This is a genomic window from Chengkuizengella sp. SCS-71B, from assembly GCF_040100845.1.
Lineage (GTDB): Bacteria > Bacillota > Bacilli > Paenibacillales > KCTC-33759 > Chengkuizengella.
This window is the reverse complement of record NZ_JAZHSH010000001.1, coordinates 1,218,688-1,245,087: the sequence shown is the minus strand read 5'-3', so window position 1 is coordinate 1,245,087 and position 26,400 is coordinate 1,218,688. Positions and strand designations below refer to the sequence as shown.

Annotated in this window: 25 protein-coding genes; 13 read left to right on the top strand and 12 right to left on the bottom strand. The window is 31.4% G+C overall.

Annotated elements, in window-relative coordinates; all coding sequences use genetic code 11:
* Nucleotides 1-129: 129 nt before the first annotated feature.
* Nucleotides 130-960: a D-amino-acid transaminase gene (gene dat, locus VQL36_RS06255; RefSeq protein ID WP_349248486.1), complete on the top strand. Its 831-nt coding sequence runs from the start codon at nucleotides 130-132 to the stop codon at nucleotides 958-960.
* A gap of 167 nt (nucleotides 961-1,127) precedes the next feature.
* A complete protein-coding gene (locus VQL36_RS06250; RefSeq protein WP_349248485.1) occupies nucleotides 1,128-1,805 on the top strand; it encodes a response regulator transcription factor in 678 nt (225 codons plus the stop codon).
* A 161-nt stretch (nucleotides 1,806-1,966) separates the two neighbouring features.
* On the opposite strand, the gene VQL36_RS06245 is transcribed toward VQL36_RS06250, so the two are convergent.
* Nucleotides 1,967-2,809 carry a biotin/lipoate A/B protein ligase family protein gene (locus VQL36_RS06245; RefSeq protein WP_413789560.1) on the bottom strand — a complete coding sequence of 281 codons (843 nt, stop codon included), beginning with the start codon at nucleotides 2,807-2,809 and terminating at the stop codon, nucleotides 1,967-1,969.
* Nucleotides 2,810-3,099: 290 nt separating this feature from the next.
* On the opposite strand from VQL36_RS06245, the gene VQL36_RS06240 reads away from it, so the two are divergent.
* From VQL36_RS06240 to VQL36_RS06230, 3 genes are all read left to right on the top strand, one after another.
* On the top strand, nucleotides 3,100-4,854 hold the full coding sequence (locus VQL36_RS06240; RefSeq protein WP_349248483.1) for a DEAD/DEAH box helicase: 1,755 nt from the start codon (nucleotides 3,100-3,102) through the stop codon (nucleotides 4,852-4,854).
* Nucleotides 4,851-5,774: a YqhG family protein gene (locus VQL36_RS06235; RefSeq protein WP_349248482.1), complete on the top strand. Its 924-nt coding sequence runs from the start codon at nucleotides 4,851-4,853 to the stop codon at nucleotides 5,772-5,774. Before VQL36_RS06240 ends, VQL36_RS06235 begins: the two co-directional genes overlap by 4 nt.
* A 104-nt stretch (nucleotides 5,775-5,878) precedes the next feature.
* A complete protein-coding gene (locus VQL36_RS06230; protein WP_349248481.1) occupies nucleotides 5,879-6,814 on the top strand; it encodes a hypothetical protein in 936 nt (311 codons plus the stop codon).
* On the opposite strand, the gene VQL36_RS06225 is transcribed toward VQL36_RS06230, so the two are convergent.
* The 5 genes from VQL36_RS06225 to VQL36_RS06205 all read right to left on the bottom strand — a co-directional run bounded on the left by VQL36_RS06225 (nucleotide 6,780) and on the right by VQL36_RS06205 (nucleotide 8,946).
* Nucleotides 6,780-6,980, bottom strand: a complete 201-nt coding sequence (locus VQL36_RS06225) for a YqzE family protein (RefSeq protein ID WP_349248480.1) — start codon at nucleotides 6,978-6,980, stop codon at nucleotides 6,780-6,782. The two genes, VQL36_RS06230 and VQL36_RS06225, sit on opposite strands and share 35 nt — an antisense overlap.
* A 78-nt stretch (nucleotides 6,981-7,058) precedes the next feature.
* Nucleotides 7,059-7,250 carry an aspartyl-phosphate phosphatase Spo0E family protein gene (locus VQL36_RS06220; RefSeq protein WP_349248479.1) on the bottom strand — a complete coding sequence of 64 codons (192 nt, stop codon included), beginning with the start codon at nucleotides 7,248-7,250 and terminating at the stop codon, nucleotides 7,059-7,061.
* 371 nt (nucleotides 7,251-7,621) lie between these two features.
* Nucleotides 7,622-7,837 (bottom strand): hypothetical protein, encoded by a 216-nt coding sequence (locus tag VQL36_RS06215; RefSeq protein ID WP_349248478.1) that lies wholly within the window; start codon nucleotides 7,835-7,837, stop codon nucleotides 7,622-7,624.
* Between the two features lie 110 nt (nucleotides 7,838-7,947).
* The gene (locus VQL36_RS06210; protein ID WP_349248477.1) at nucleotides 7,948-8,274 is read right to left on the bottom strand and encodes a hypothetical protein; all 327 of its coding nucleotides are present in this window, start codon (nucleotides 8,272-8,274) and stop codon (nucleotides 7,948-7,950) included.
* Nucleotides 8,275-8,379: 105 nt separating this feature from the next.
* Nucleotides 8,380-8,946, bottom strand: coding sequence for a xanthine phosphoribosyltransferase (locus tag VQL36_RS06205; RefSeq protein WP_349248476.1), 567 nt, complete (start codon nucleotides 8,944-8,946; stop codon nucleotides 8,380-8,382).
* A gap of 176 nt (nucleotides 8,947-9,122) precedes the next feature.
* Here VQL36_RS06205 and VQL36_RS06200 point away from each other — a divergent pair, with 176 nt between their 5' ends.
* The 5 genes from VQL36_RS06200 to VQL36_RS06180 all read left to right on the top strand — a co-directional run bounded on the left by VQL36_RS06200 (nucleotide 9,123) and on the right by VQL36_RS06180 (nucleotide 14,352).
* Nucleotides 9,123-10,163, top strand: coding sequence for a hypothetical protein (locus VQL36_RS06200; RefSeq protein ID WP_349248475.1), 1,041 nt, complete (start codon nucleotides 9,123-9,125; stop codon nucleotides 10,161-10,163).
* 260 nt (nucleotides 10,164-10,423) lie between these two features.
* On the top strand, nucleotides 10,424-10,642 hold the full coding sequence (locus tag VQL36_RS06195) for a hypothetical protein (protein WP_349248474.1): 219 nt from the start codon (nucleotides 10,424-10,426) through the stop codon (nucleotides 10,640-10,642).
* Between the two features lie 950 nt (nucleotides 10,643-11,592).
* Nucleotides 11,593-12,879, top strand: coding sequence for a helix-turn-helix transcriptional regulator (locus tag VQL36_RS06190; RefSeq protein WP_349248473.1), 1,287 nt, complete (start codon nucleotides 11,593-11,595; stop codon nucleotides 12,877-12,879).
* 409 nt (nucleotides 12,880-13,288) lie between these two features.
* Nucleotides 13,289-13,534 carry a hypothetical protein gene (locus tag VQL36_RS06185; RefSeq protein WP_349248472.1) on the top strand — a complete coding sequence of 82 codons (246 nt, stop codon included), beginning with the start codon at nucleotides 13,289-13,291 and terminating at the stop codon, nucleotides 13,532-13,534.
* A gap of 59 nt (nucleotides 13,535-13,593) precedes the next feature.
* The gene (locus VQL36_RS06180; RefSeq protein ID WP_349248471.1) at nucleotides 13,594-14,352 is read left to right on the top strand and encodes a glucose 1-dehydrogenase; all 759 of its coding nucleotides are present in this window, start codon (nucleotides 13,594-13,596) and stop codon (nucleotides 14,350-14,352) included.
* Here VQL36_RS06180 and VQL36_RS06175 read toward each other — a convergent pair.
* Genes VQL36_RS06175 through VQL36_RS06165 form a run of 3 tightly spaced genes read right to left on the bottom strand, consistent with a single transcriptional unit; the run spans nucleotide 14,343 to nucleotide 19,994 of the window.
* Entirely contained in the window at nucleotides 14,343-17,555 is a 3,213-nt protein-coding gene (locus VQL36_RS06175; protein WP_349248470.1) for an AAA family ATPase, read from the bottom strand. The two genes, VQL36_RS06180 and VQL36_RS06175, sit on opposite strands and share 10 nt — an antisense overlap.
* 2 nt (nucleotides 17,556-17,557) lie before the next feature.
* A complete protein-coding gene (locus VQL36_RS06170; protein WP_349248469.1) occupies nucleotides 17,558-18,844 on the bottom strand; it encodes a metallophosphoesterase family protein in 1,287 nt (428 codons plus the stop codon).
* 16 nt (nucleotides 18,845-18,860) lie between these two features.
* Nucleotides 18,861-19,994 carry a glycosyltransferase family 4 protein gene (locus tag VQL36_RS06165; protein ID WP_349248468.1) on the bottom strand — a complete coding sequence of 378 codons (1,134 nt, stop codon included), beginning with the start codon at nucleotides 19,992-19,994 and terminating at the stop codon, nucleotides 18,861-18,863.
* A 516-nt stretch (nucleotides 19,995-20,510) separates the two neighbouring features.
* Here VQL36_RS06165 and VQL36_RS06160 point away from each other — a divergent pair.
* A complete protein-coding gene (locus VQL36_RS06160) occupies nucleotides 20,511-21,152 on the top strand; it encodes a Yip1 family protein (RefSeq protein ID WP_349248467.1) in 642 nt (213 codons plus the stop codon).
* Nucleotides 21,153-21,354: 202 nt separating this feature from the next.
* A complete protein-coding gene (locus tag VQL36_RS06155) occupies nucleotides 21,355-21,534 on the top strand; it encodes a hypothetical protein (RefSeq protein WP_349248466.1) in 180 nt (59 codons plus the stop codon).
* Nucleotides 21,535-21,680: 146 nt separating this feature from the next.
* Here the strand turns inward: VQL36_RS06155 and VQL36_RS06150 are convergent, their stop codons facing one another.
* Together VQL36_RS06150 and VQL36_RS06145 are read right to left on the bottom strand one after the other, a co-directional pair.
* Nucleotides 21,681-22,733, bottom strand: a complete 1,053-nt coding sequence (locus VQL36_RS06150; RefSeq protein ID WP_349248465.1) for a trifunctional transcriptional activator/DNA repair protein Ada/methylated-DNA--[protein]-cysteine S-methyltransferase — start codon at nucleotides 22,731-22,733, stop codon at nucleotides 21,681-21,683.
* Between the two features lie 14 nt (nucleotides 22,734-22,747).
* Nucleotides 22,748-23,575 carry an isocitrate lyase/PEP mutase family protein gene (locus VQL36_RS06145; RefSeq protein WP_349248464.1) on the bottom strand — a complete coding sequence of 276 codons (828 nt, stop codon included), beginning with the start codon at nucleotides 23,573-23,575 and terminating at the stop codon, nucleotides 22,748-22,750.
* 362 nt (nucleotides 23,576-23,937) lie between these two features.
* On the opposite strand from VQL36_RS06145, the gene VQL36_RS06140 reads away from it, so the two are divergent.
* Nucleotides 23,938-24,363 (top strand): universal stress protein, encoded by a 426-nt coding sequence (locus VQL36_RS06140; protein ID WP_349248463.1) that lies wholly within the window; start codon nucleotides 23,938-23,940, stop codon nucleotides 24,361-24,363.
* Nucleotides 24,364-24,452: 89 nt separating this feature from the next.
* Here the strand turns inward: VQL36_RS06140 and VQL36_RS06135 are convergent, their stop codons facing one another.
* A complete protein-coding gene (locus VQL36_RS06135; RefSeq protein ID WP_349248462.1) occupies nucleotides 24,453-25,907 on the bottom strand; it encodes a SulP family inorganic anion transporter in 1,455 nt (484 codons plus the stop codon).
* Between the last annotated feature and the right edge of the window lie 493 nt (nucleotides 25,908-26,400).

Here is a 26,400-nt window from a genome sequence, read left to right as displayed (position 1 = left end):
ATTATTCGACATTACTTCTCTTTTTTATCTCCAAAAAAACATTTTGACAATAACTTTTCCATTCTGATAAGCTTAAATCCAGTTCATGGATTAACTTAGATTGTTCAATCATAAGAAAGGGGTGCTCTTATGCTTTTATATAATGATTTATTTCTAAATAAAGAAGAAGTACACATTTCGCATGAAGATAGAGGGTATTATTTTGGTGATGGTGTTTATGAAGTTTTTCGTATATACAATGGGAAAATATTTGAAACTGAAAAACACTTACAACGTTTAAAAAGAAGTTGTGAAGAAATCCAAATCCAATTCCCTTACACAATTGAAGAAATCAATGATAAATTATTACAATTAGTCCAAAAATCATTTGTACATGAAGGTACATTATATCTTCAAATTACAAGAGGTGTTGCCCCACGTTCCCATGTAATACCTAAAGACATCAAACCTGTAGTATTGGCTTATTGCAACGAAGTAAATAGACCCTTAGATAAAATGCAATCAGGTATTAAAGCCATTACCCAAGAGGACATCCGTTGGTTAAGATGTGATATTAAATCATTAAATTTACTTCCTAACACGCTTGCCAAACAAAATGCAGTAAATCACAGTGCAGAAGAAACCATTTTTCACAGAGACGGCGTTATTACGGAATGCAGTGCCTCCAACATCATGATAGTTCATGATGGAGAGATCCATACGCATCCAGTTAACCATCTTATCTTAAACGGAGTTACTAGAGCAGTTGTCCTCAAGTTAGCTGCTAAAGCAGGATTTCCCATTAAAGAACATCCTTTTGATTTAAAACAATTAAACAGAGCAGACGAAGTATTCATAACTGGAACAACTGTAGAAATCACACCAATTATCAGCATAGACCAACTAATCGTGTCAGATGGTAAACCTGGGAAAATCACCAGAGAGCTGCAAAATCTTTATGAAAAGCTTATAACTAGTTAATATACAGAACTAATGTTTAAAATGATTTACATTGAATTTTATATTTACTAAAATAATACAATTTATATTGAAATAAATATTTGTATATTTATAATAAATATTATAAATATTATGAATTTTTAATTATGTTGTCCCCACATTGATAAATCCAATTTTGAGGTGGTTTAGTGATTAGAGTGATGATAACCTCATCAGAAAATCAGAAAATCATCATAGAAGGAATAAAACACATATTGGAAAAAGATCAAGAAATAGAAGTAATCGCACTAGCTTCTAGTAAAGATGAAATGATGAATTTGTGCGAATACCATTATCCTGATGTAGTACTAATGAATGACATTACATCTGACTTTGATGTCATGGAAGCCATACGAAATATAAAAACAAAGTTTGAGTCAACACAAGTGATCATTTTAACTGAAAACACGAATCATTCAAATATTATTAATGCTTTCATCCATGGTGCAAATGGATATATGCTGAAAGAAACGAACTCAGACGAATTAATTATGGCTATAAAAAGTGCTGCAGTGGGTCTTAGTGTAATGTACAAAAAATCAACGATTCAATTAATGCACCAGCTCCAAAATATAAATAGTAACCATAACTTCCCTGCTGAATTAGTTGATGTAAATTTGACAGATAGAGAAATTAGTATCATTGAACACATTATTAATGGTATGGAAAACAAAGAGATTGCCAGAAACCTTTACATATCTGAAGGGACTGTAAAAAATGAAATTTCAAAAATCTTAAAAAAGTTAGATCTATGTAATAGAATCCAGTTAGTCGTGTTTGTTTTGAAAAATGATCTATTAAATCATAAAAACTTAACTAGAGGATAAGTATTTTCTCCTGGTTTAGTAATTTATGTTTTTGTAAATTTGTTTAATTCAAGTTTTAAATTTCCCTCTATCAATGTGGAGATAACCTTTTTTTATTTTTCAGAATTATTCGAAAATTAATTTCATATAGACGAATGGATGTTATTCCATACGTCTTTCTATTATTTTCTAAAATTCCACTCGTCATTCCCATACTTCTCTTTTACCAATTGAGCAACAAGCTCTAACTCATACGGAGTTAATTGGCTATCTTCGAGTTCAATCTCTAACCCTTTAGCGATGCCTTTTTTAAAAGCTGCGTCTACATCTAAAAGACTTACTGGCTCTAAAGATAAATCACGTCTTAAATCATTAATTGCCACTGCTTTTTTTGCAAAGGATTGTTTTAATCGTTCCGTTATTTTAGGGTTGGAATATTGAAGTAAATCAAATAATAAATCAATATCCATTTCTAACAAAATAGATCCATGTTGCAATACAACACCCTTTTGCCTTGTTTGAGCACTTCCTGCAATTTTACGTCCTTCTACAACAAGCTCATACCAAGAAGGCGAGTCAAAACAAGCTGAAGAACTTGCTTCTTCATACTTTTGCTTTTCCTCTTCTGTGGTTAAGTTCACCATTTCAGCCTTTAAATCAAGTGACTGAAAACCAAACAACAAACCTTGACTTAGTACTCTGTAAGCCTCGTTTACTGTTTTAGGCAGACCTGGATAATCCTCTGAAACAATCATGCTGTAAGTTAATTCTTGATCATGTAAAACAGCTCTCCCACCTGTTTGTCGTCGAACGAAACCTACCCCTTTCTCTTTAACAGCATCTAAATCTATTTCCTCTGATTTCTGAAAATAACCTATTGATAAGGTAGCCGGTTCCCATCTATAGAATCGTAATGTGGGAGGAACCTTTCCTTCACTGTGTGCTCTTAAAATTGCTTCATCTATTGCCATATTCTCTGCTGATGAATACACATCTGACTGAATAAAACGCCATTTATTTTTCATGTTCATGATCCTCTCCTATTTATAAAACACTAAAATTACAAAGTGAACATCGGCATCAGTAATTCCTGTACCGACAACTACTCCTATATCTTCACCATAAGGTTCGCCAATCGGAGAGTTTTCTTTTTATTATATCAAACTCAAAATCTCAAACATAGTTATGAAAGTCTTTGAATTGGTGCATACTAAGAAAACTCTGTGCCAACACTATATTATGGATAAAAGTAAACACATCTCATATTACTTTGAGAGTGAAGTTAAAAAGTACGAATAATTGGAGGGTGCGTAATTTGAATTCAAAGGATCAACCAAAACATATTCATACACTAAATGAACACCTTCAGATTCATTTTGACCAATCTTGGGTAGGGAACATCGAGAGTCGCTTTGAATCTAATGGTCCCTGGGATGATTGGACATTATATCAACTTGCATACGAATCAGAGAATACGAAGCTAGTTAGAGATTTTGATGAATTACAATGTCTGAATCAACTCTCAAATATAGAACCTATGCCTCATCAAATTTCAACTGCCAAAAAAGTACTTACTGAGATGAGAGGCAGAGCCATTTTAGCTGATGAAGTTGGACTTGGTAAAACAATTGAAGCAGGTTTGATTTTAAAAGAATATTTGATTAGACAACTTGTCAAAAAAGTGCTCATTCTTGTTCCCGCATCTCTAGTATTGCAATGGGTTAGAGAATTAAATCAAAAGTTTAATATTCCTGCAGTTGCACAGAAAAAAGCTTACATGTGGGATCAATATGATATTGTCGTTGCTTCAGTAGATACTGCAAAACGCAATCCACATCGAGATATCGTTTTGGATAAGGAGTATGACATGTTAATCGTTGATGAAGCACACAAATTAAAAAATAAAAAGACAACAAACTATCAATTTATTAATTCGGTTAGAAAAAAATACTGCTTATTACTTACAGCAACTCCTATCCAAAATGATCTTAAGGAATTATACAACTTAATCACAATTCTAAAACCAGGTCAACTAGGAGATGATAGTCAATTTAAATCTAACTATGTAATAGATAAAAGAATACCAAAAAACGAAAATCAGTTGAGGGATGAGTTATCTAACGTTATGATACGTAATCGAAGAAGCGATGGTCATCTTGATCTTACAAAGAGAAATGTTAAAAATATCTCTCTCACTCTATCCGATGAAGAATTTGATTTATATCAATCCGTTACTGATTTTGTTAGAAAAAGAGCAGAGGAAAGTGAAGGTGGAATTAGTCATTTATTCTCTTTAATCACTCTACAGCGGGAAGTATGCAGCAGTCGAGATGCTGTATTCATTACCCTTGTTAATTTATTTAAAAAAACAAGTGAAAACTCGCCAGTACGTGCAATAATTTGGGAACTTGTTGATAAAATTAAAAAAATAAATAGTCATACAAAAGCCAAAAGCAGTCTTGATCTTATTCAACAGATTGATGATAAGGTCATTATTTTTACAGAGTATAGAGCTACACAAGAATATTTATTAAGATATTTTAAAGAACATCAAATCATTTCTGTTCCATATCGAGGTGGAATGAATAGAGGAAAAAAAGACTGGATGATGGATTTGTTCCGTAAAAGAGCTCAAGTCATGGTTGCGACAGAAGCCGGAGGAGAAGGGATAAATCTCCAGTTTTGCAATCATGTTATTAATTATGATTTGCCATGGAACCCAATGCGTGTTGAGCAAAGAATCGGAAGAGTACATAGACTCGGACAAAAAAATGATGTACATATTTATAATTTATCTACAAAAGGAACTATAGAAGAACATATTTTACACTTATTACATGAAAAAATAAATCTCTTTGAATCTGTTATCGGAGGACTTGACATCATATTAGAAAGTTTAGAGAAAAAATCATCTATTGAGAAAAATTTATATAAAATTATATTGGAATCACAGAATGAAAGTGAAATACGGTCAAAGTTAAGCGACTTAGGTGATACCTTCACCAAAACTAAAGGTGAAATACACAACAACCAAACCATTGATCAACCGAAAACTGAGGTGAGCCCATGAATAAAGAACAAGTAGATCATTATGTCATGCGATATTTAGAATCAAAGCAATGTCACATCATTGAAAGAGGATCTGATCATGTCGTTGTTCAGTTATCCCCTCAGGCAGATAGAGAGCTTACTAATCGCCATTATTATTGGAATTTTGTTGAACGGACAGGAGCTCCTCCGGAGACAATGAGACTAACCTTTATTTTTGATAAGGAAAATTATGAGCAGCAAACCGAAACTAAAAATAAACTTCAAAAAGAAGAAAACCAAACAAATTCAGATACCATTCTTGGGCGATTTTTAGGTATCTCTCCTTTATCTGGTACACAAAGAACCATTGAACAGGATATGACTTTTGGGAGTTTAAAATTAGAACAGTTATTCCAAGTTGTCCAGCAAAATGGTAAATACGTAAACCTATATGAAGTTCCCAATGAGACCTCTGTTTCAGAACCAACGGCTTATATGTCCTGGTTAGGAGTAAACTACAAAGTAGAATTCACAAGTGATTTAAAACGATCGGAAATCCACTCTCTTGGCATTTGTTTATCAACAGGGGAAATTAAAACTGATTTTCATGACACCACCTTACAAATTAAATTAACAACAAAAATGCCTCCAAACACCCATGTTCGACCCACAATTTCTTTAGAGAGAGCAGTTTCTGAATTACAAAAATATATTATCCAGAAAGTAAAACATGTTGATCAAAAGTGGGCAATAGAGGCACAGAATCGACTAAATGAAGAAATCTTAAGAATACAAACTTATTATTCAGATCTAATAGAAGCTGCCGAGGAAGGAGACAAACAGGAAGTAAAAAATTTATATGAAAATCGTATACAAGAAATAAGATCACAATACGAACCTAAAATTCAAGTATCCGCCATCAACTGCGGTTTTTTTTCCCTTTTGTGTGAAGATCGTTAATTTATTCTTTGTGATCTATTTTTTTCTTACAAAAAAACATAAAAAAAGTGCTTATTAAACAGACATAGAGTTACAAACTTTTTTATTTTATTTTTATAAAATAAATGGACAAGCATACTAAAAAAAATAAATGGCTGGTGAAAACGATGTTGAAATCTATTCGATTATGTATGATTCTTGTTTTACTAATATGTTTTGTGATTAGCAATCAACCTGCGTTTAGTTACGCTACAACGAATCCAGATATACATCCCCAAGAAAATTTTGAACAAAATATCAACAACTGGATTAAATCTTTAAAAAAGCAAGAAGGTTTCCATGAATGGAAAAACGCTTCTTGGAAAAGTTATGCATTAGGACCTGGAACACATACTCGCTTGGTTATTTTAATCAATAAAAACAACAAGAAGGAAATTGGTTATCTTGTGGTAGGAGCAGACTCAAAAGGAAACTATAAATTAGTTGAATATGGTGCTGGAGAGTATCCATTGTTTAGTTTAAACACATTGCAAACAACTTTTGATGTTACTCATCTTAAAGATTTAAACATTCCAGAAATAAAAGAGTGGGAAATTGATCAGTTTGCAGAACGAATATACCCAAATGCACTTGAAGCGATATGGAAAGTAAACATCGATCCTTATACTTTTTATATCGATGCTAAGTCAGGTGAAATCTATCCTATTGATTCTGAAGCCATCAATAAAACGCCACGAGAAATAAATTACACCTTATATGCAGGTACAACATCATATATACAATATAGTTTAGAAAAAGAAATCTTTGATCCGTTTGAAAAATTAAAATGGGTTTCTAATGATCCACAACCTGTAAATAGTTACGAAGATTTTCAAAAAACATTACAAAATGAAGAGGAAGTAACATATACTGAAAAACTGTTTGAAAAGGCCATTCGAATGCCTTTAGCAGTCATTGGGTATCATCAGTGGAATGAAGGTGAACTTTATATCGCCTTAGACCAAAATGGGGTAAGATATATACACTTCATGTCCCTTTATCCTTATGGGCAGTTTTTTTAATTAGCATGTCCATTGCGAAAGGAAGCATACCAAACCATTTTGTTTTCCAAGCTTCTTTGTGTCGTTCTTCATGATCTTTATTTCGAAGCTCCTTTGGTGTGCTCATATACCTTACCACTTTCTCAGTGATTTCCTTCAATAAATCTTCACCAGAGTTTTTTGCCATTTTTATTTTCTCCTTTCAGGTTTGTTTATACCCATTGATTAATATTATTGTACCCAAAAATGGAGAAAAATAATTTATTCAAGCTGATTGATGATTGTTTGGAAATGTTTTTTTCAATTTCTTTATTGTTTGTAATTGAATAATAAATGTATCCAACTGTTGACTAACTGCTATGACATGATCGTCTACAAAATCTCCCTTGTTATTAATTAAAATAGTAAGTTGTTGTCGCAATTCTTCAATTTTTTTATTTATTTGTTTTTCATGCATCTATCATTCTACTCCTATTCTCAAAAAATGACTGAATCTATTATATAATAACTCGCATGTAGAAAAATGGAGAAAATTGTCGTTTGTGTTAAATTTTTTTTAATTTTTTCAAGTTTCGTTTTTTCAAGCTTTATTTAGGATATAAATTTCGAAAAAAAGACATACAAGATTGCATGATAAACTATTTTTTTTCCTATATATTTAGTATTATGAAGTGTATACCACTTTTGCTAAAGGAGGTTATTCATTTGATAGGTACTATGACTCTAGCTATCATAATGACGATTATTATGACTATATTATTAATTTACGTAACAAATAAAGCCTATTCTAGAAAATGGGAAAACGATGACCATGACCCTGTTTAAGATTTAAGGTTCCATGGATATTCTTTCATTTTCAAAAGGCTGATATAAATATTCTCGTGATAGTTTAACTATCTTTCTATTTCGTTTTCGTATCATCACAACCTCAGAATCCCATGCAACAACATTTCCTTTAACATCATTTTTTTCATCATTGTCACGAATGACTCTTATTAAAATACCACTTATACGGTATTCATTTAATTGTTCATCGTTTATCATACTTAACCGCTCCTAAGTAAAAATAACAGGTTTTTAAAAAAGGTCTAAATGGATTCATTTAGACCTTTTTATTAATTATATATTGAGTGATGTTCATCTTTTTGAATGAGTTAACCAACGTGCTTCTTAGAATCGTTTTTCTCGAACCATTCGTCTAGTACTTTACTTGACATTACTCGTTCTTCAATGTACTGAACCTGCTGTTTTGTAAAATGGCTTCTCCAGTCAAATGAAAGATCTTCGCAAAGACTGACAATTGTCAATAATTCTGACCAAGCAACGTATCTTTTATACCAGAAAAATTGAGGATGTTCAATCATATAGGGATACAAATCATCAAATTCGGTATGTTTACAGTCAAGAGCACGTTCAAAATGTGTTTTAGCCCCTAATAACTTTTCCACAAAATACACTAATAAATCATTTTCTTTCCCCATAACGTTTTGCCTCCCCTCACTATCTTATCATTATTATAAATGAAAAAAGTGAGATAGAAAAGGTGTAAAAAAATGAAAATTCTTCATTTTAGAAGATATATAACATTACTCCAAAATTATATTCCCGTTATCTAAAGAAATGATTTTCACCAATGATTCAATGCGTATATCCTGTTCACGAATATCTTTAGCCCCAGTTTGGAAAACTTTTTCAACTACGATTCCAGCGCCTACTAAATGTGCACCAGATTTTTGAATGATGTTTATAAGTCCCTTCAACGCATCTCCATTAGCGATAATATCATCAATAATTAAAATTCGATCTTCTGGTTGTATAAATTCACTTGAAACTAAGATATCTGTAACTATTCCCTTTGTAAAAGATGGCACGCGCTCACAATAATAGTCATCTGACATTAATGTTTTTTTTCTACGAGCAAAAATCAATGGTATTTCCAGTTCCAGAGCGGTTGCATAAGCAATGGATATGCCAGAGGATTCGATTGTAAGTACTTTTGTTATCCCTTGATCGTTAAATCTTGATGCAAATTCTCTACCTAATTGTTGGATTAATTTAGGATCAACTTGATGATTTAATATAGAGTCTAAGTTTAATACTTGGTTAGAAACAATTTTCCCTTCACTTATGATTCGTTGTTTTAAATAATCCATATCGAACCCTCCATAAATTCAATTCTACCGATGTTTTACACTATTTTATCATATTTCATTCATTTTATTTAAAGTCGTCAATATCTCTGTGAGATATCCAGCCATATGCTTCTATTATACTACTTGTACTCATAAGATATATTATACAGGTTGTACGAGAGGCGGGAACAGTTTTAATGGAACAATATAAAAAAATCATTCAGATTGCCTTCACTTACATGGGAACCATTGTTGGAGCAGGGTTTGCAACTGGACAAGAAATATTAACCTTTTTCACCCAATTTGGTTCCATTGCAACATTAACTATTTTAATTACAAGTATCATGTTTGTTTGGCTTGGGACAAAAATCATGATATTTGCTCACGATATTGGTGCAGAATCCTATGAAGATCTCAATAAATTGTTATTTGGTGAACGTTTTGGCAGGTGGATAAGTTTTTTAATGTTAGTCATTTTGTTTGCTATGACTTCGGTCATGTTAGCTGGGGGCGGCTCTATATTTCATGAACATTTCCATATTTCTTATCAAATAGGTTTATTTTTTACCATTTTTCTTGCCTATTTCGTACTTATGAAAGGTATTAATGCCATCTTAATTGTAAATTCTATCGTAGTGCCATTAATATTATTATTTACGATGATCATTATTTTTACTACGATTCAATCCCCTAGTGCAGGCAATTGGATTTTTCGATCAACGGAACCAAATATGTTACGTGTTTGGCTCTCACCATTTTTATATATCGGTTTCAACCTATCACTTGCACAAGCGGTTTTAGTCCCTATAGGATCAAAAATAAGAGATAAAAAAGTAGTATATTGGGGAGGGATTTTAGGAGGGATTGGCATTGGTTTGATGCTTCTTGCAGGACATTTTGCCTTATCTGCTCAGATGCCCGGCATAACTCAATTTCAAATCCCTATGGGAATGCTTATTGTTGATTTAGGAAGAGCCATTCAGTTTTTATTTTTAATCATTATTTATGCTGAAATCTTCACCACTTTTATAGCAAATATCTATGGATTAACACTTCAAATTAGACAAAGAACTTCTCTACATCATCAAGCGATTATCATATCCATTCTAATTCTTGGTTATTTTATTAGTCAGATTGGCTTCAGCACTTTATTAACCACCTTATATCCTCTGTTCGGATTCCTTAGTTTAGGTTGGTTGTGGATGATGATGAGGACTAAACCTTCTAAGGTTAGTTGAAATCAATGGGGTAATCATTAAGAAATAATAATTAATTCCTTATACATAATGTGAATTTAATGTTCCCTCCTTCTAATTACAGAGGTATAAATGCCTTAGTTAAATGTCTGAAGAAGTAGTGTATTTCTCGTATTTACCAAATCAGTAAAATATATCGCTGCAAATATATCATTCTCTTGAACGGATAGCACAGGTGGATTAGCTTTTAGAAAATTGTATCACAGATTTTTACTAGAAAATGAAAGAGATGGAATTAATCAATGGATGATCTTTTAAAGGTACTAGTAACATTTATACTAATTATTACAGTGTTTGCTCCTGTTGCAACATTAATACATGAGCTTGGACATGCAATAGTAGCCACTTTTAACCCAAATAATAAAGTTAATATTATATTAGGAAAAGGAAATAAATCTTTAAATATTATTTTGGGTCGAATCAAATTAACAATTTACCCATTTAGTGGATGGTCTGGATGATGTACGTATTCTGATCATTTTTTAGAGATTTAAATTACAAAATAATATTTTTTTTATCAGGTCCTATTTTTTCATTTATATTAAGTTTAATCTGTTATAACTTGTTAGACAGTACATCAAATATATATATATTAAATTATACATTAAAGCAACTAATGATTTGTTCATTTATCCAATTTCTATTTACAATCATACCCATGAGATATAACAATTTCATAGGAGGAGGATATGCCACTAAAAGTGATGGTCTTAGAATAGTGAAGTTATATTTAGAGAAAAAAAGAAAACATTAAGTTAAGATCTTTGTAATATTTTTTGTTCGTTTTTATTTCTTAATCTTTTTTCATAAATACTTTATTCTTTGTTTTACTTATCCTACTATCCTTTAAAATAAAATTACGTAGATCTTATCTTGTTATTAGATATCTGATCTTTTGAAAATATATCCACATTGTTTCTACCTGAATTTTTTCTGCTGCTCTGTCTAATTTTTTTCTAAGGCGTGTGTCAAAACACTAACACTTCCTTCATCAACTCCATCATTCCACAATAAAGAAATAATTTGTTTTTTGTAATTATTATCCCTTCATTTTTAATAAAAAGGTTTAATAACTCATACCCTCTGTTGGCTAAATTTCTTTTAGAGTAAACATTCTTCTAAATCTTCTTCTAACATAATTATCTCTTTCCAAAATTATAATATCTCCTTATCTCCCAAAAATTAATAATACTTCATAGCCATAGTACAAACATATAGACAACAATGTAATTACAACCTGCTTCTCCCAAAGGTCGAATATATATTGAAATTTTTTCAATCAAATGATAAACTATTAAATGACAAATAATTACAAGATTTTACCTCTTATTGGTTTTTACCTCAAAATTTTTATTTTTAAACAACAATGAACTCTATTAAATATATGTTTACGTGGAAAGGGTGGAAATGAATGATAACCACCAAAGAAAGTTCATCATTGGGGGAACTCATTCGACATCATCGGAAACAAGCAGAAATGACACTAGTACAATTAGAACAATTAACTAGTGTGGATAAGGCTAGTATATCTAGAATTGAATCAGGACAAGTTAAACGTCCTACCTTGGTAACGATTCAAAAAATTGGCTTTGTATTAAATATTCCTTATGAAAAAATGATCGAGCGATATATAGAGATTGAAGAGAGAGCTGAGGTTTTATTCTCTATTTTAAAGAAATTAATTCACGTAGAAGAAAGTATTCCTATTATTACAAAAGTAGCTATGAAAGCCCTTCAATCATCTTTTGAAGACAGCATAGATTTGGTAGAAAGGCTCTATAATATGATATCAAATATTGATGAACCTTCTATTAAACTTGCTCTCTATCAAGTGATTATTGATTACTCACGAGCACATGGAATCATGCCTTATATCGCAAAAGGTTTATTACAAACTTATTTGATTGAACGAGATGATTTTACTAAATTTCGATCGACGTATGCATCAGGCAGAGGTGTTTTGTTTTTTGAGGACTTCCTTACTAGTGAAGAGAAAGGTTTAATGTATTATAAATTAGGTGTTCATGCATACTATTTGTGTTTATTTGAAGAAGGTATAGATATGGGTAGAAAAGCACTGAACGCAACGATCTGTGATACTAGAATGCAGGCGAACACCATCTATTTTTTATGTAATTGTTATTATTACTTAGGTTATTATGATCAAACAAAAGAATACTTGAATCAATATAAGGAATACTCACTTCCAGAGGTAAAAGACAATGTAAAATTAACAGAAGCGAGGCTACATTCTGCAAATGGAAATCATCAGGAGGCTATAATAATACTTCAAGAGAACTTAAAACATTGTGGGGATTTCACTTTACTTCATGTTGTGAATCGTTTAATCACCTTATACTTACAGACAAAAAATCTATCAGATATTGAAGAACTTATCCAACTAGAAGAAAAACTATTATCTATAAAATATGTTACACCCGTTAAGAAGGCCGAATTAGCTCATTATTTCAAACTGAAAGGAGACTATTGCGTCCTAACAGAAAGAATTGAGTTAGGGATAAATTGTTATTTGGAAGCAGCATCAAGATATGCAAAGGTAGATCATATCGCCAAAGAAAGTGATTGTTTAAGGCTGATAATGAATATTCATTCGCTTAACAAAGAGGCGATGGATGTTTTTTCAACTATTCAGAAACTAGAAACCTATCATGATTACAAAATGAAGACCTCAAATTAATAATGAAAGGAGGGATAGACTATGAAGAAAAAAGGAATCATTAAGTCCTTATTTATCGTTACTCTTCTTTTATCAGGAATTGTTTCTATAGAATTTTCTGAGATCTTATTCTTTTCTGAGGATGCAGGTTGGTAGTAAAGAAAGACTTACAGTTATATACATAAAAAATAGAAAAAATAATTGAAATTAGCTTTATCTATGAAACATATAACTCTATAGTTTATGTTTCTTTTTTTTGCCAAGAATTTAATATTAATTGTTTATTCCTTAAAGTTATAAAAAAAAGGATACTAAATTATAATTTTATTTAAATTTTTCCAATTTTGTTTAAAAATTTTATTTAAAGTAATTTAGTCAAATTATTTTAAAATAAAATTATTATTAAACTGAAAAGGAATGTGAGAAAATGATGAAAAATGTACAAGTAAGTAAATTTTCTATAAACGTATGTGAAATTCCCATGATTGTTATATCTCAAAACCCTAAGGGTCATCCTTTAAAATACGTTGCTAGGCTTTATGATCGTAATGAACCTTCACCCTTTGTATATGTTAAGGATACTTTATCAGAAGTACGTGATGCGGTTCCAAAACAATTAAATAGATTAGAGTCCCTGCATGATGCTCACCCTACTGTGATAGAAACTTGGTCATAAAATTTGTATTCATCTCAGAATACTATATAATGGAATAAAAATAATCTGAGGTGGATGATATGCCAAGGATAGCAGCGATTACAGGTGGGGCTCAAGGGATTGGTAGAGCACTAGCCATTTCATTTGCAAAAGAAGGATACTATATTTCTATTGCGGATACAAATAAAGAAGCTGGGCTTGAAGTTATTCGATTTATTCAACAACTAGGCGGAAAAGCTATGTTTGTTCCTACTGATATTGCTAATGAGAGGGATGTTATAAGATGGGTAAATCTAACCATAGAAGATATGGGTGTACCCGATGTTCTCATAAATAACGCTGGAATTGAAAAAAATAGTCCTGTATTAGAATGTTCACTTGACGACTTTGATCGAGTATTATCTGTAAATTTACGAGGCACTTTTTTTTGTTCACAACAGTTTGCCAAACGTATGATACATAAGAAACACACTTCCATCATTAATATTTCCTCAACAAGAGCGCTCATGTCAGAGAAAAATACAGAAGCTTATTCGGCATCTAAAGGCGGGATTTTGGCATTAACACATGCCATGGCTGTTAGTTTAGGGGAATACGGAATTCGAGTGAATGCCATTAGTCCAGGATGGATTGAAACTCGTGATTGGTTATTTTCAAAGGATGCTGAAGATCCAATTCACACAGAAAAAGATAAACTTCAACATCCCGTAGGCAGAGTTGGAAAACCAGAAGACATTGCAACCGCATGTTTGTTCCTTGCAGAGGAAAAAGCAAGTTTTATTACTGGACAAAATCTAGTAATAGACGGTGGAATGACGATTAAAATGATTTATGATTGATCTAAATTCAAATCTATATTCTGAATCTGAGAAAACATATCATTCATAGCTTTACGAATATGCTCATGACAAGTGAACAGTATGAGTTGATGATGGTTAGAAATTTCATTTAAAACCGAAAGCGTAGATTTAAGTCTATCCCCATCAAAATTGACAAATATATCATCCATGATTAAAGGAAGTGCCACTTTTTTCCCAAATTCATGTGCAAGTGCGAAACGCATTGCTAAATATAATAACTCTGCTGTACCTCTACTTAAAAAGGAAGTTTCTATTTGTGCCCCGTTTCCTCTCTCTACAACCATTCGTTTTTCTCCAAAAGGAACCATTACTCTTCTAAAAGCTCCATTTGTCATTTTTTCAAAGTAGGATGATGCTTTCATTAATACTTCTGGTTGACGTTCTTGTTCATACTTTGCTTTTGCTTTTTTAATTAAATGTAATGCAAAAGAATGAATAGCCCATTGATTGGAAAGTTCTCTTACCTTTGTTAATTCCCCTTCATAAGCAAGCATATGTTCAGCATGATCCATATCTGATTCTAATTTCTCAAGCTGATGACTCGTTCTTCCTTTTTGATCTCTCAGTTCAACCAAACGATTTTGTATTTCTGTGAGTTGATCGGATAATTCATTTTTTGATTCCATCATCGTCTCTATCGCATGATTTTTCTTTAGCTCTAGCTCCAACTTTTGCAATTGTTCTTCTCTAACCCAATCTTGAAGAGAAAATTGAATACGACGTAATTCTTGCTCTAGTTGATTTCTCTGATCATGGTAATATACATTGGATAAAAATGACTCTTCATCAGAAGCTTGTGCCTCGCTAAATAAAAGATGTTTCTTCTCATCCATTTGCTTTAAAACATCTTTAATTCTTTCAGTCTCTTCAACAATTTCCTCATGTTGCAACATAATATTTTTCTTTTTATCATTTTTCTTTACTTCTAAATTTGCTTCCATTCTCATTTGTTTTAAGGCTTGTCCAATACCGTAACCTTTTTCGTATGGAACAAATGCATTCACTTTATGTTCAAACTGTCCAGTCGTTTCTTCCAATCGCTTTATTTTCACTTCATTTTTTTCTATATTTGCAACTATAATCATCGCTTGATCCACTTGTTGAAATATTTCAAAAACAGATTCTGGGGAGAGATTCTCGGATAAATGAACTTGAGATAACCAATGTTTCCATTTTTCTAAAAGAAGTTCCATCTCTTGTTCTTTCTTTTTGAGTAAGTCCTGCTTTTCTAAACCTGAATTTTTCAACAAACTAATACTACTCATTAAATGTTCAATTTCTGTTTCTGTCTGTTTAATTTGGACATCATTTTGCTCTACTTCTTTTATTTTTTGATCCATTATCATCATAAGCTCATTGAATTTCATTTCATATTCAGAAGTTTGATTCTGATAACCATTTGATTCTATTGAAGTGGCAACTTCTTTTTGAACTGATGATAGTCTCATTTGGAATTGGCTGCACAATTGTTTTGTTTTTATGTACATCTGCTCTTTTTGATTCATTTCATCCTGAAGCTCATTTAAGGACGTTTGCTGTTTACTAATAGAATCATCTAGAGAATGATTTGATTTACTATTGTTAGAAATCAAATAAAATAACCCTTGAGCACTTAATATGCTAAAAAAACTAATCACGGCAAAAGTTATCATATCATAAACATATAAAACGGACGGACCTATAACATTTAAACTGATCAAAATCCAATTGAAACTTTTATTTTTTCGATCTTTTTTCATCGTTTTCAGCACATTTATGTTTTGCAGTAAATCCGTTTTCCTTGTTTCTAATAAATGAAGCTCTTTTTCCAGTAATTGAAGTCGATTCATTTCCATCTTGAATTCAGCATTCATTGTATGTAACTGTTGGGAATTATTCATATTCATTTCAGCTAAGATATGATGATTCTTTTTCAAAAGTGGGGAAATGAATATTTTCATTTTTTCTATTAACTGTTTGTCTGATTCAATCTTTCCAGTTAACTGCTCAACCTCAACCTGTAATTTCTCTTTTATTGTCTGATATTTATGTAATAACGTTTTAAAATGGTGTACCTTGTCTCTAGCAGCTATGGATGTAGAAAAAGATTTAAGTTGATTTACTGTCCAGTTTTTGTTTATATTTCGTAAACTCTTTTGTAGTCTTTCATTCAATTGTTCATTTTCAATTTTCAATTCATATGTTAAGGATTTTTCGTTTTCGTACGTTCCTAATTGTTCATTTAACATTTCTAGTTGAGGTAATGAATCGATCAATGCTTTATTGGTATTTAACTTTTGAATTTCTTCCTCTAACTTTCTTTTTTTCGAAATAAAACGGTTCTTTTCTATTTTTAAGTTTTCTTGAACTTCAACAATTTTTTCTAATCTATTTTTTGCATCTACTGGAAAATGTTCAAACTTAGGTAAGCGATCCAATTCCTCATTAAGTTCTTGCTTTCTTAGCCACGTATCCCGAGCTTTCAAGCAGAGGTTTAACCATTTTAGTTGATTTTGTTTTTCGTTTATAGATAGTTCTACTGAGTGAATTTCATCATTAATCCTACTTAAAGATTGTTGATGGGCATTGTACTTTTCAATGTCTCCACTATTTTCTCTTAGTTTGTTATTTATTGTTTCCAGTGATTTTAATCGATTGATAATAAGCTGATTTTTACCTCGGGGTTTAAATAGTATTTCCATTTCTCCTATCAGTTTCTTTTCTGCTTCCATAATCTTATTTGCATGTATGCCCATACCAGAATGAAATAAATAACTGCTCATTTCTTCTGATTGTAAGGTGCTAATCTCTTGTAGTTCAGATAAACCAAAAGCAAATAAATCCTGAAATAACTGCTGTGAAATCCCACCTAGTCTCTGCTGCATTTCTTTCTCTGTTAAGTTAGATCCATCACTAACGAAGATGGTATCTTTCTTTCCATGAATTCTTTCAATTCGCAGGTTCTCCCCACTTTCGTCCTCAAACTGTATAAATCCACCATGTACTCCACCAGTAACTGGTTCATACCTTTGTTGTAAATACGCTCTAGTAGGAAAACCAAACAACATATTCCTTATAAAACCCATTGTTGTACTTTTCCCAGCCTCATTATGTCCATAAAATAAAGTTATTGGCTCATTTAATTCAAAATTTCGTTGATTAAATATACCAAAACCTTCGATTTGTAGTTGCTTGATTCTCATCATTATTCCCCCTCTTCTAGTATCAGATGGAGAACGAGATCTTCCGCTGTTTTTAACCATTCAATTCTCTGCTGTTCAGTATCCATGTCTCGAAGATATCTTCCTGCTTTCAAATGAGACTTCATAGATAACAAAGCTTCTTCTTTAAAAGCTTGAAGCTCATTTGAATCATTCAATAAATGCTGTGAAATACGTAATAAGTCTCCTAAATAGTGTGAATCATCCATATATTGACCTTTTGATATTTTAGGATTCGTATTCACTTTAAAACTTTCAATCCATACAAATGAACCATCGTCTTTTACAGTATCTATCATGTATTCCTGATAATCCAATAATAATTCTTTTATATTCATATCCTCATTTAAAAAATAGTGCAGTGGTCCACGACCTTCAAAAGTAAACCTAGCAATAGAAGGTTTATTGCCCTTCTCCCCATTCAACTTCTTTAGTTGTAGATCAACAGCATCTTTGAGGTCCTGCTCACTTTGAAAATTAGTTATCTCTATTTTATTATGTATCCAACGAATGGCTTCTAATGAAACAAATGTAAGTTGTGTTGTGCTTGTCCCATCCACGTCTACTAGATAACATCCTCTTTCACCTAACTCTCGAACACTTCTGCCTTGTATATTACCTGGATATACTATATGTGGATCTTCATGCACGATTTGTCTCGTATGTATATGTCCTAACGCCCAGTAATTCACAGCTAATTTTAAAAGATCTTCTTTTTGTGAAGGTGCATAATTATCGTGATTTGGGTTGCCATCTAAATTTGTATGTAATAATGCAATATTATATTGATTAACATCTTGTATATTAAATTTATTAATTAAGCTGCTAGTTACAGATTTAGTAGGATAAGAAATACCATATATATGGGCTATTTCTTGACCGTTACGATCAAAGACAGGTATCATTTCACCTTGATCTGATGAAAAAAAATGAACATTTTCCGGCCATTGTAAATCTGCTCTACTTCCATCCTCTGGATCGTGGTTACCATGAATTATAAATACTTGAATGCTGTGCTCTCTTAACCTTAACATCTCTTTTTGAAAACGAATTTGAGCACGCAATGAACGGTCTGCCAAATCGAAAATATCCCCACTCAAAACCATAAATTGAACTTTTTCTCGAATAGCCAAATCTACCATAGCTTGAAGTGCCATAAAAGTAGAATTTTTAATATAGACTGTAATTTCCTTAGAAGGAATGCTCATATACCCTTTGAAGGGACTATCCAAATGTAAATCTGCTGCATGTATAAATCGAAATGATTTCAAATTAATCATCTGCCTCCTAATTGGCTTGATTCAAATGGTTTATATATATGTTTTTTAGCTGATCAATCACTCTAGTGATAGAGTATTCTGTTTTGGCTTTTTCCCAAGCATTTTTAGCCAGTTCATTACGAAAATTAGGAGAGGTCACTAATTCCTCTAAAGCGTTTGTTAATGATGGTACATCATCTACAGGTACCAATAAACCATTTTTACCATGATCAATTTGCTCCGCAATTCCACCTATATTTGTACCTACTAAAGCAAGCTGTGATAAAGCCGCCTCTGCAAACACTGAACCGAAGGCTTCCGCTCTTGAGGGGAGGACAAAGATATCATAAAATGGTATAAACTCCTCAGGATGCAACATATAACCGTAAAAAATAATCTCTTCATATACACCCATTTCCTTTGCCATTCGCTCCAAATCTTTTCTAATCGGACCATCCCCAATGATATGCAAAACAAATGAGTGACCTCTTTTTTTCAATTGAGCACAAGCCTCCAAAAGAACATCCATGCCTTTGGCAGGTACTAAGCGACACAATGAAATGATTTGCGGTATGTTATTGTCATGCGTAATAGGTTTAAAGCGATCAAAGTCGTACCCATTATAAATGACCTGAATATGGTCCTTATTTTGCACAAATTTTGATAGATAATTTTTAAACGATTGAGAAACCGTAATGATCCCATCTAAATGAAATTCTAATTCACGATATATAGAGGTAAGAAATTGATGCTCTGAACTATCTTTAGAAATTTTTTGGTTTAATAAAAGTTCTTTTTCATAACTTGAATGAATGGTAATCACTACGGGGGTTTGAGGAAAACATTTTTTCATCACTAAACCTGCTATAGGATGGTGCGCGTGAATCAAATCATAATGTTCTTGTAACCTTAATTGAGTCCACCACATATAATCTTTGAAAGTCTGAATATACTTATCTACAATAACGTTCCCATCGTGTTTTTTCCAGTCAAATGTTGTGAATTCAACATCATCAGTGCCTTTATTTCTAATTCGTTTTGGTAAATAAAAAATCTCCATATTCCAGTCTATTTTATTAAAGTTTGTTTGAATGTATGGAACCATAGATGAAACCCCACCAGGTTGTTCTGGAGGAAAAAACATCGCTTGTAATATTTTCATACTTGCTCCTCCCATTAAGCTTTCTCCATGTTGTTCAAATGATGAATGTTCAAAAATGAAAGTCCCTACTGAACATCCTCTAAATATTATATTACAAAAAATTTTATTCTGTTCTTGATATCTTACTTTGTTATTTTATCACAATTTTAGAATATATGTTCTGATTTTATTCAACTTAACTGAGACACATAGGTAACAACAAATTTTAATTTTTATGAGTTTATAAAAATTAAAATATTTTTTATAATTAATTGGTTATTTTTAACACACTACCACAAGATAAGCACGATTTTGTAATAAAATATGTAATATTATTCAAAAAAAGTGAGTATACCATATGGGCAGTATTGGACTCCCAGGAATCATATTATCCTCTATAATTTTAATTGCTGTGGTTCTATTTGTAATTTCTTTCACACTTTTTATACGAAGGTTGCTAATTTTATGTATAAATTGACACTTAAGAAATGATATAATGGATTTTGCTTTTAAACTTACATAAAGGAATGATCACTCTTGGACATAGAACAACAAAATGATGAATCTAAAACAGACGTTGTAAAATTAAACCCTTGGACAAAGATTATGTTCAAACCTCGTACTACTATGAGATACATAATAAATACAAATCCACCAGCAGGAAAAGTCCTTTTTTTGATTTGTTTAGTAATCTTTGTTAACTTATTTAATAACGCAATTCAAGGTATTTTACTAAATAATTTTAGCATTGCAATGTTTTTGCCTTTTATTCTCTTTTCAGCTATCGGTATACCAATTGTTTACTATTTAGTTCCAATATTTTTCAAATGGATAGGTGGTATTTTAGGTGGGAAAGGTACTATAAAAGAAATTCGATATGTAGTTGGCTATACTAGTATCCCATCAATCTACTCATCTTTGATGATTATGATTTTTAAAATAGTTGAATATTTTTCACTAGGAATCTCAACAATATCATTCGTAATTCTAATACTGCCACTTACAATTTTAACTTTCTCAATTTCGATATGGACTTTTATTATTTCTTTAAAGTGTTTAGCTGAGGCTCATAAATTTTCAGCTTGGAAAGCGTTAGGCACTTTAATAATAGGTTGGATAATAATATTTATACCTCTTGGCATAATTACTTTTATAGTATATTTTATATTGTTACTTTAAACTCTACTAGATGAATTAATCTCCTCATCTAGTAAGAGATTATTTTTTAAAAATAAATAAAAATAAAAATAGAAGTGATATAATACCACTCTCCTACAATATTGATTTCAACTTTACATCTATTCTTAAATCATCTAAAATAATGGAAAGGTGACTTAGAAAGCGTTTACATCTTTTTTGTAAACTAAGGAGGCTGTTTTATATGTTATTTGAATCCAAATACAGAAGACAAGCATTATCCTCATTCAAAGAAGAAAACAAACAGGTACAGCAACAATTTCTTCAAAATCTAAGTGAAAACCACAAAAAAAAGAATGTATTATCTAAGTTAAAACAATTTATGATGTTATTAAAAAATAATAAAAGTGAAGTCAAATTGTAATCTATTAAAAAATTTAGGACTAAAAAAATTAAAATAAGTATAGGCACTTCATAACACTTGGTGAACCCAAGTGTTTTTTTATATTGCTTTTAAAAAAAAATTTTCAAAAGTCTCACGTAAACCTACATAACTAGCTTCATTTAAAATTAATTTTTATAATTTTTTTCGTGATTAAGTAACCATTTTTTCCTTTCTAGTCCTCCACCATATCCTCCAAATTTTCCGTCAGATTGTATGACTCTATGACACGGTACTATAATCGATAATTGATTTGCCCCATTTGCATTACCAACTGCTCGGACTGATTTTGGATTATTTAATAAAGTAGCTAATTCCTTATAAGAAGTAGTTTTTCCTATTTCAATTTTTAACAGTTCGTTCCATACAGATTTTTGAAAATCAGAACCAAAAAATATAATAGGCGTTTTAAACTTCTTTAGTTTGTTATTAAAATAATTTTTTAATTCATTTTCGATTTGTTTTGATATTTTAGTTTCCCCTGGAATGATGGAAGCATTTAACTTATTACGTATCTTTTCGACTTCTCTTTCTAACCCTCTACGATCGACAAATTCAAGTAAATATAAAAATTCTTCATCTACTATATTTACCATTGGTCCTAATTTAGTGTCTATCCAGCTTGCATAAAGAATTTTTACTTTTTGAGAATTAGATGGTGCTTTACCCATGATATTTGAAAATGCATCTCGGAATCCACTAGACGAGTCATACCCTACATCTATTTGAGCATTAATTATTTTCTCACCTGTTCTTATAGATTTCAAAGCAATTCCCATTCTTCTAGCCCTTGCATATTGAACAAATGTCATTCCATAGATTTTTTTAAATTGTCTCCTAGCAGTAGCTGCGTGAAATCCTAGCTCTGAAAAATCAGAATCCTTCCACCTTTTTTCTGGATTCTCTTCAACAAGATGTATCATTTGATGTACTAGTGGAGATATTTCTTTAGGATAAGACATTGGATGACATCTTCTACAAGGACGAAACCCTGATAAAAGTGCTTCCTCAGCCGTTTCATAAAAATTACAATTTTCATATTTAGGTTTTCTCGCTGGACAAGTCGCATGACAAAATACTCCAGTTGTCGTTATTCCTGCAAAGAAAATACCATCATATTTTGAATTTCTTTCTAACAATGCTTTGTAATATTGTTCTTTTAAAGATTCATTATTAATCATTTCAAATCCTCATTTTAGGTCATTAAAAGTTCTATTTGGTTATTTTTATGATAACTGTTTAATTTATTTAAAATATTCTCATAAAACTTATCAATATCTTTATCTACACATTCATTATATAAAAAATAAAGAGATGGTCCAAAACTAATCCTAGCAACACCTAAATTTAAGTATTCCATCATATTATCTTTTTTTATATCCAACATTAAATTTATTGCCACTGTAGAGCTATTTGTGACGCTTTGAATATGTTCTTTGTTGGTTAATCCTGGTACAAAAACTCCATCAGCTCCAGCTTCTCCATAAGCTTTCATTCTAGTTAATGTTTGATGTAAACATTCTTCGCCTAAATTATTATTCAGAATATCTCCCATAAAATAAGTATCTGTTCTTACATTTATGAAAATATCACTACCTATTTTCTCACAGACTTTGCGAATAAAGGATATCCTTTGACATTGTTCATTGATATTAAATAAAGAAGAAGTTCCCTTTACTTTATCCTCTATATTTATTCCAACTACACCATTTTCGATTAGTGCTATTATGTTTTTTTCTAACTCATATAAATTAGTTGCATAGCCAGTCTCTATATCTACAGTAATAAAATTTTCATTTGGTTGCATATGACTGATATAAGTAACTATTTCTTCAAAGGGCATGTTTTCTCCATCCTCATACCCATAATTATCGGCCATAGCATAACTTCCAGTTGGAATTAATTTGATATTTCTATTAGTTAAAGCCTTTGCACACTCCACACTCCAAATATTTAATAACACCATTGGTTTATCTTTTCGATGTAACTCTCTAAACACCTTTACTTTTTCACAAGTTTTCATTTTAAGTCTCCTTTTCTTGTTTGTATTGAAATTATAGTAGATTAACTGCAATAGAGTACACGAAAAATGAACACCTATTTTTTAAGAGCTCCATAAATTACATTCTAATTCATGAGGTTGACCATCTATACTCAATATTATGAATCTATTTTAAACCTACAGATATTTCTGTAAAATTTTTTTAAGCGATTTAATTTTTTTAATCGATTCACTTTTTTATAAATGGTGCAACTTTATTTTAAAATTACATTTTACTTAAACCTTTAATGCGTGAATTTTCTTTGACTATATATTGAAATATATGGAATACAGGTCTGAAATTGAATATAATGACATTATCAAATAATAAAGGTGAATTCGAAATGTTTAATAAAATTATGTTAGCTATTGATGGTTCAGAACACGCTAAACGTGCAGCAGATTCAGCTATTGATTTAATGAAAGAACTTTCTAATGCAACAATCACTCTATTTCATGTGGCATCAAAAGCTCCATCAAGAGCTAAATTAATCCACTCGAACTTTGATGTACAAGCTATTTTAAAGGAAGAAGCACATCATATTTTACATTCCGTAGAGAAAAAGTTTAAGAATGCACAAGTAGAATATTTGTTTGAAGTAGCTTTAGGAGAAGCTCCTGATGAAATTGTTGAACGAGCCCATAAAGGGAACTTTGATCTCATTATCATCGGAAGCCGAGGTTTAAATTCCCTTGGTGAGATGTTATTAGGAAGTGTAAGTCATCAAGTAGCACATGATGCCCATTGTCCAGTAATGATCGTAAAATAATTCTTAAAGCATTCCATGAATATAAACAAAAAACAACCAACTCCACAAGTGAAAGGTTGTTTTCTGTTTATAAATAAGTTCTAGCATTATTAATGACTGGATGAAGAACTCAGACCGACTTGTTCAATGATTGCCTTGCTCTCTTCATTCAATCCTTCAATAGATACTTTTTTATCTAATTGTTGATATTTCATAATTACTTTTGATATTGCTGTAACTGCTGAATGATCCCAAACATGGGACTGACCGAAGTCAATTATAATATGATCTGGGTCGTTGTTTACATCAAACAAATCTACAAAATGTGTCATTGTTCCGAAAAATAACTGACCTGTAACAGTATATGTTTTCGTATTATTCTCTATCGATACCTTCGTTTTAATTTGACTCATACGCCAGCCAAAATTCAATGCACTTAAAATAACCCCTGCAATGACTCCTTTAGCTAAATCATGCGTTACTACTACGATAGCAACAGTTACAATCATAACAACTGCATCACTACGAGGTATTCTATTTAATTCTCTAAGCGATTGCCAATCAAATGTACCAATGGAAACCATAATCATGACACCCACTAACGCTGCCATTGGAATCATAGCTACAACATCACCTAATACTAAGATAAGGAACAGTAGAAACACACCAGCAACTAGTGCAGATAACCTGCCTTTTCCACCTGATTTAACATTAATTACGGATTGGCCTATCATCGCACAACCCGCCATACCACCAAAAAATCCAGTGATAAAGTTTGCAATACCTTGGCCTCTAATTTCTTTGTTTTTATCACTTTTTGTTTCCGTCATTTCATCTACGATCGTTGCAGTAAGCAATGATTCTAAAATTCCAACTAGGGCAAGTGGAAATGAATAAGGAAGAATAATCATTAAAGTTTCTAAATTTAAAGGTATATTAGGAATTAAAAATATAGGCAATTCTGATGTTATTTTACCCATATCTCCAACCGTTCTCATCTGTAGTCCACTAAATATAACCACTATAGACATCACAATAATTGCCACTAAAGCTGATGGTATAGCTTTAGTAAATCTAGGTAAAATATATATGATGGCTAACGTACCTGCAACAATAGCGTACATTTGCCATGATTCCCCAACAAAATGAGGAAGCTGAGCCATAAATATTAATATCGCTAAAGCATTCACAAAACCAATAACTACTGATTGTGGTATAAAAGTAACAAATCGTCCTAATTTAAATATTCCCATTAAAAATTGTATAATACCAGTTAAAATTGTGGCTGCCAATAAATATTGTAATCCATGTTCTGCTACTAAAGTAACCATTAATAATGCCATTGCACCTGTTGCTGCTGATATCATCCCTGGTCTTCCACCTACGAATGCAATGACTACTGCGATACAAAACGATGCATATAATCCAACCATTGGATCTACACCAGCAATAATAGAAAATGCTATCGCTTCAGGTATTAATGCCAAGGCTACTGTCATTCCTGATAAAACGTCACCTCTAACATTCGAGAACCATGAATCTTTCCACGTTTGTTGTAAGTTCAAATCATTGCCTCTTTTCTGATAAATTTGTTAGTTTTTGACTTTCGCCTAACGAATGTCACCCGATTTTCACAAATACAAATTATACACACATTTCTACTAATGATCTATGCTATCAATCTACCATGTAAGCGATTTATTGTACGTCTATGTTTAAATAGCTTTCATATTCTCTCATTTACTTACTAGTTTAAATTCCTGATATGAAATAAAAAAATATGGAATTATTTATTTAATATATCTAAATATTGCTCATAGACCTATTGAAGTAATGATTTGAATTAACAAACATGATGATTTCGAAATAATTAACGGGAATTCGTGGTCTTATTTTAATGATTTTTCTAAAAAAAATAAATTAACGGGAATTGATGGTCTTATTTAGCTGTTTTTCGTAACATTTGGCTTAATTTCATGAAATATTTATGATTTAAGACCATGAAATACCTCTATTATGATATAGAACGCTTAAAAACATGGATTAAGACCATTTATT

Bases quoted from the DNA above. Each gene is read 5' to 3' on its own strand.
- dat (WP_349248486.1), top strand. From the start codon at position 130: ATGCTTTTATATAATGATTTATTTCTAAATAAAGAAGAAGTACACATT.
- VQL36_RS06245 (WP_413789560.1), bottom strand. From the start codon at position 2,809: ATGAAAAATAAATGGCGTTTTATTCAGTCAGATGTGTATTCATCAGCA.
- VQL36_RS06235 (WP_349248482.1), top strand. From the start codon at position 4,851: ATGAATAAAGAACAAGTAGATCATTATGTCATGCGATATTTAGAATCA.
- VQL36_RS06230 (WP_349248481.1), top strand. From the start codon at position 5,879: ATGGACAAGCATACTAAAAAAAATAAATGGCTGGTGAAAACGATGTTG.
- VQL36_RS06225 (WP_349248480.1), bottom strand. From the start codon at position 6,980: ATGGCAAAAAACTCTGGTGAAGATTTATTGAAGGAAATCACTGAGAAA.
- VQL36_RS06220 (WP_349248479.1), bottom strand. From the start codon at position 7,250: ATGCATGAAAAACAAATAAATAAAAAAATTGAAGAATTGCGACAACAA.
- VQL36_RS06215 (WP_349248478.1), bottom strand. From the start codon at position 7,837: ATGATAAACGATGAACAATTAAATGAATACCGTATAAGTGGTATTTTA.
- VQL36_RS06210 (WP_349248477.1), bottom strand. From the start codon at position 8,274: ATGGGGAAAGAAAATGATTTATTAGTGTATTTTGTGGAAAAGTTATTA.
- VQL36_RS06205 (WP_349248476.1), bottom strand. From the start codon at position 8,946: ATGGATTATTTAAAACAACGAATCATAAGTGAAGGGAAAATTGTTTCT.
- VQL36_RS06200 (WP_349248475.1), top strand. From the start codon at position 9,123: ATGGAACAATATAAAAAAATCATTCAGATTGCCTTCACTTACATGGGA.
- VQL36_RS06195 (WP_349248474.1), top strand. From the start codon at position 10,424: ATGGATGATCTTTTAAAGGTACTAGTAACATTTATACTAATTATTACA.
- VQL36_RS06190 (WP_349248473.1), top strand. From the start codon at position 11,593: ATGATAACCACCAAAGAAAGTTCATCATTGGGGGAACTCATTCGACAT.
- VQL36_RS06185 (WP_349248472.1), top strand. From the start codon at position 13,289: ATGAAAAATGTACAAGTAAGTAAATTTTCTATAAACGTATGTGAAATT.
- VQL36_RS06180 (WP_349248471.1), top strand. From the start codon at position 13,594: ATGCCAAGGATAGCAGCGATTACAGGTGGGGCTCAAGGGATTGGTAGA.
- VQL36_RS06175 (WP_349248470.1), bottom strand. From the start codon at position 17,555: ATGAGAATCAAGCAACTACAAATCGAAGGTTTTGGTATATTTAATCAA.
- VQL36_RS06165 (WP_349248468.1), bottom strand. From the start codon at position 19,994: ATGAAAATATTACAAGCGATGTTTTTTCCTCCAGAACAACCTGGTGGG.
- VQL36_RS06155 (WP_349248466.1), top strand. From the start codon at position 21,355: ATGTTATTTGAATCCAAATACAGAAGACAAGCATTATCCTCATTCAAA.
- VQL36_RS06150 (WP_349248465.1), bottom strand. From the start codon at position 22,733: ATGATTAATAATGAATCTTTAAAAGAACAATATTACAAAGCATTGTTA.
- VQL36_RS06145 (WP_349248464.1), bottom strand. From the start codon at position 23,575: ATGAAAACTTGTGAAAAAGTAAAGGTGTTTAGAGAGTTACATCGAAAA.
- VQL36_RS06140 (WP_349248463.1), top strand. From the start codon at position 23,938: ATGTTTAATAAAATTATGTTAGCTATTGATGGTTCAGAACACGCTAAA.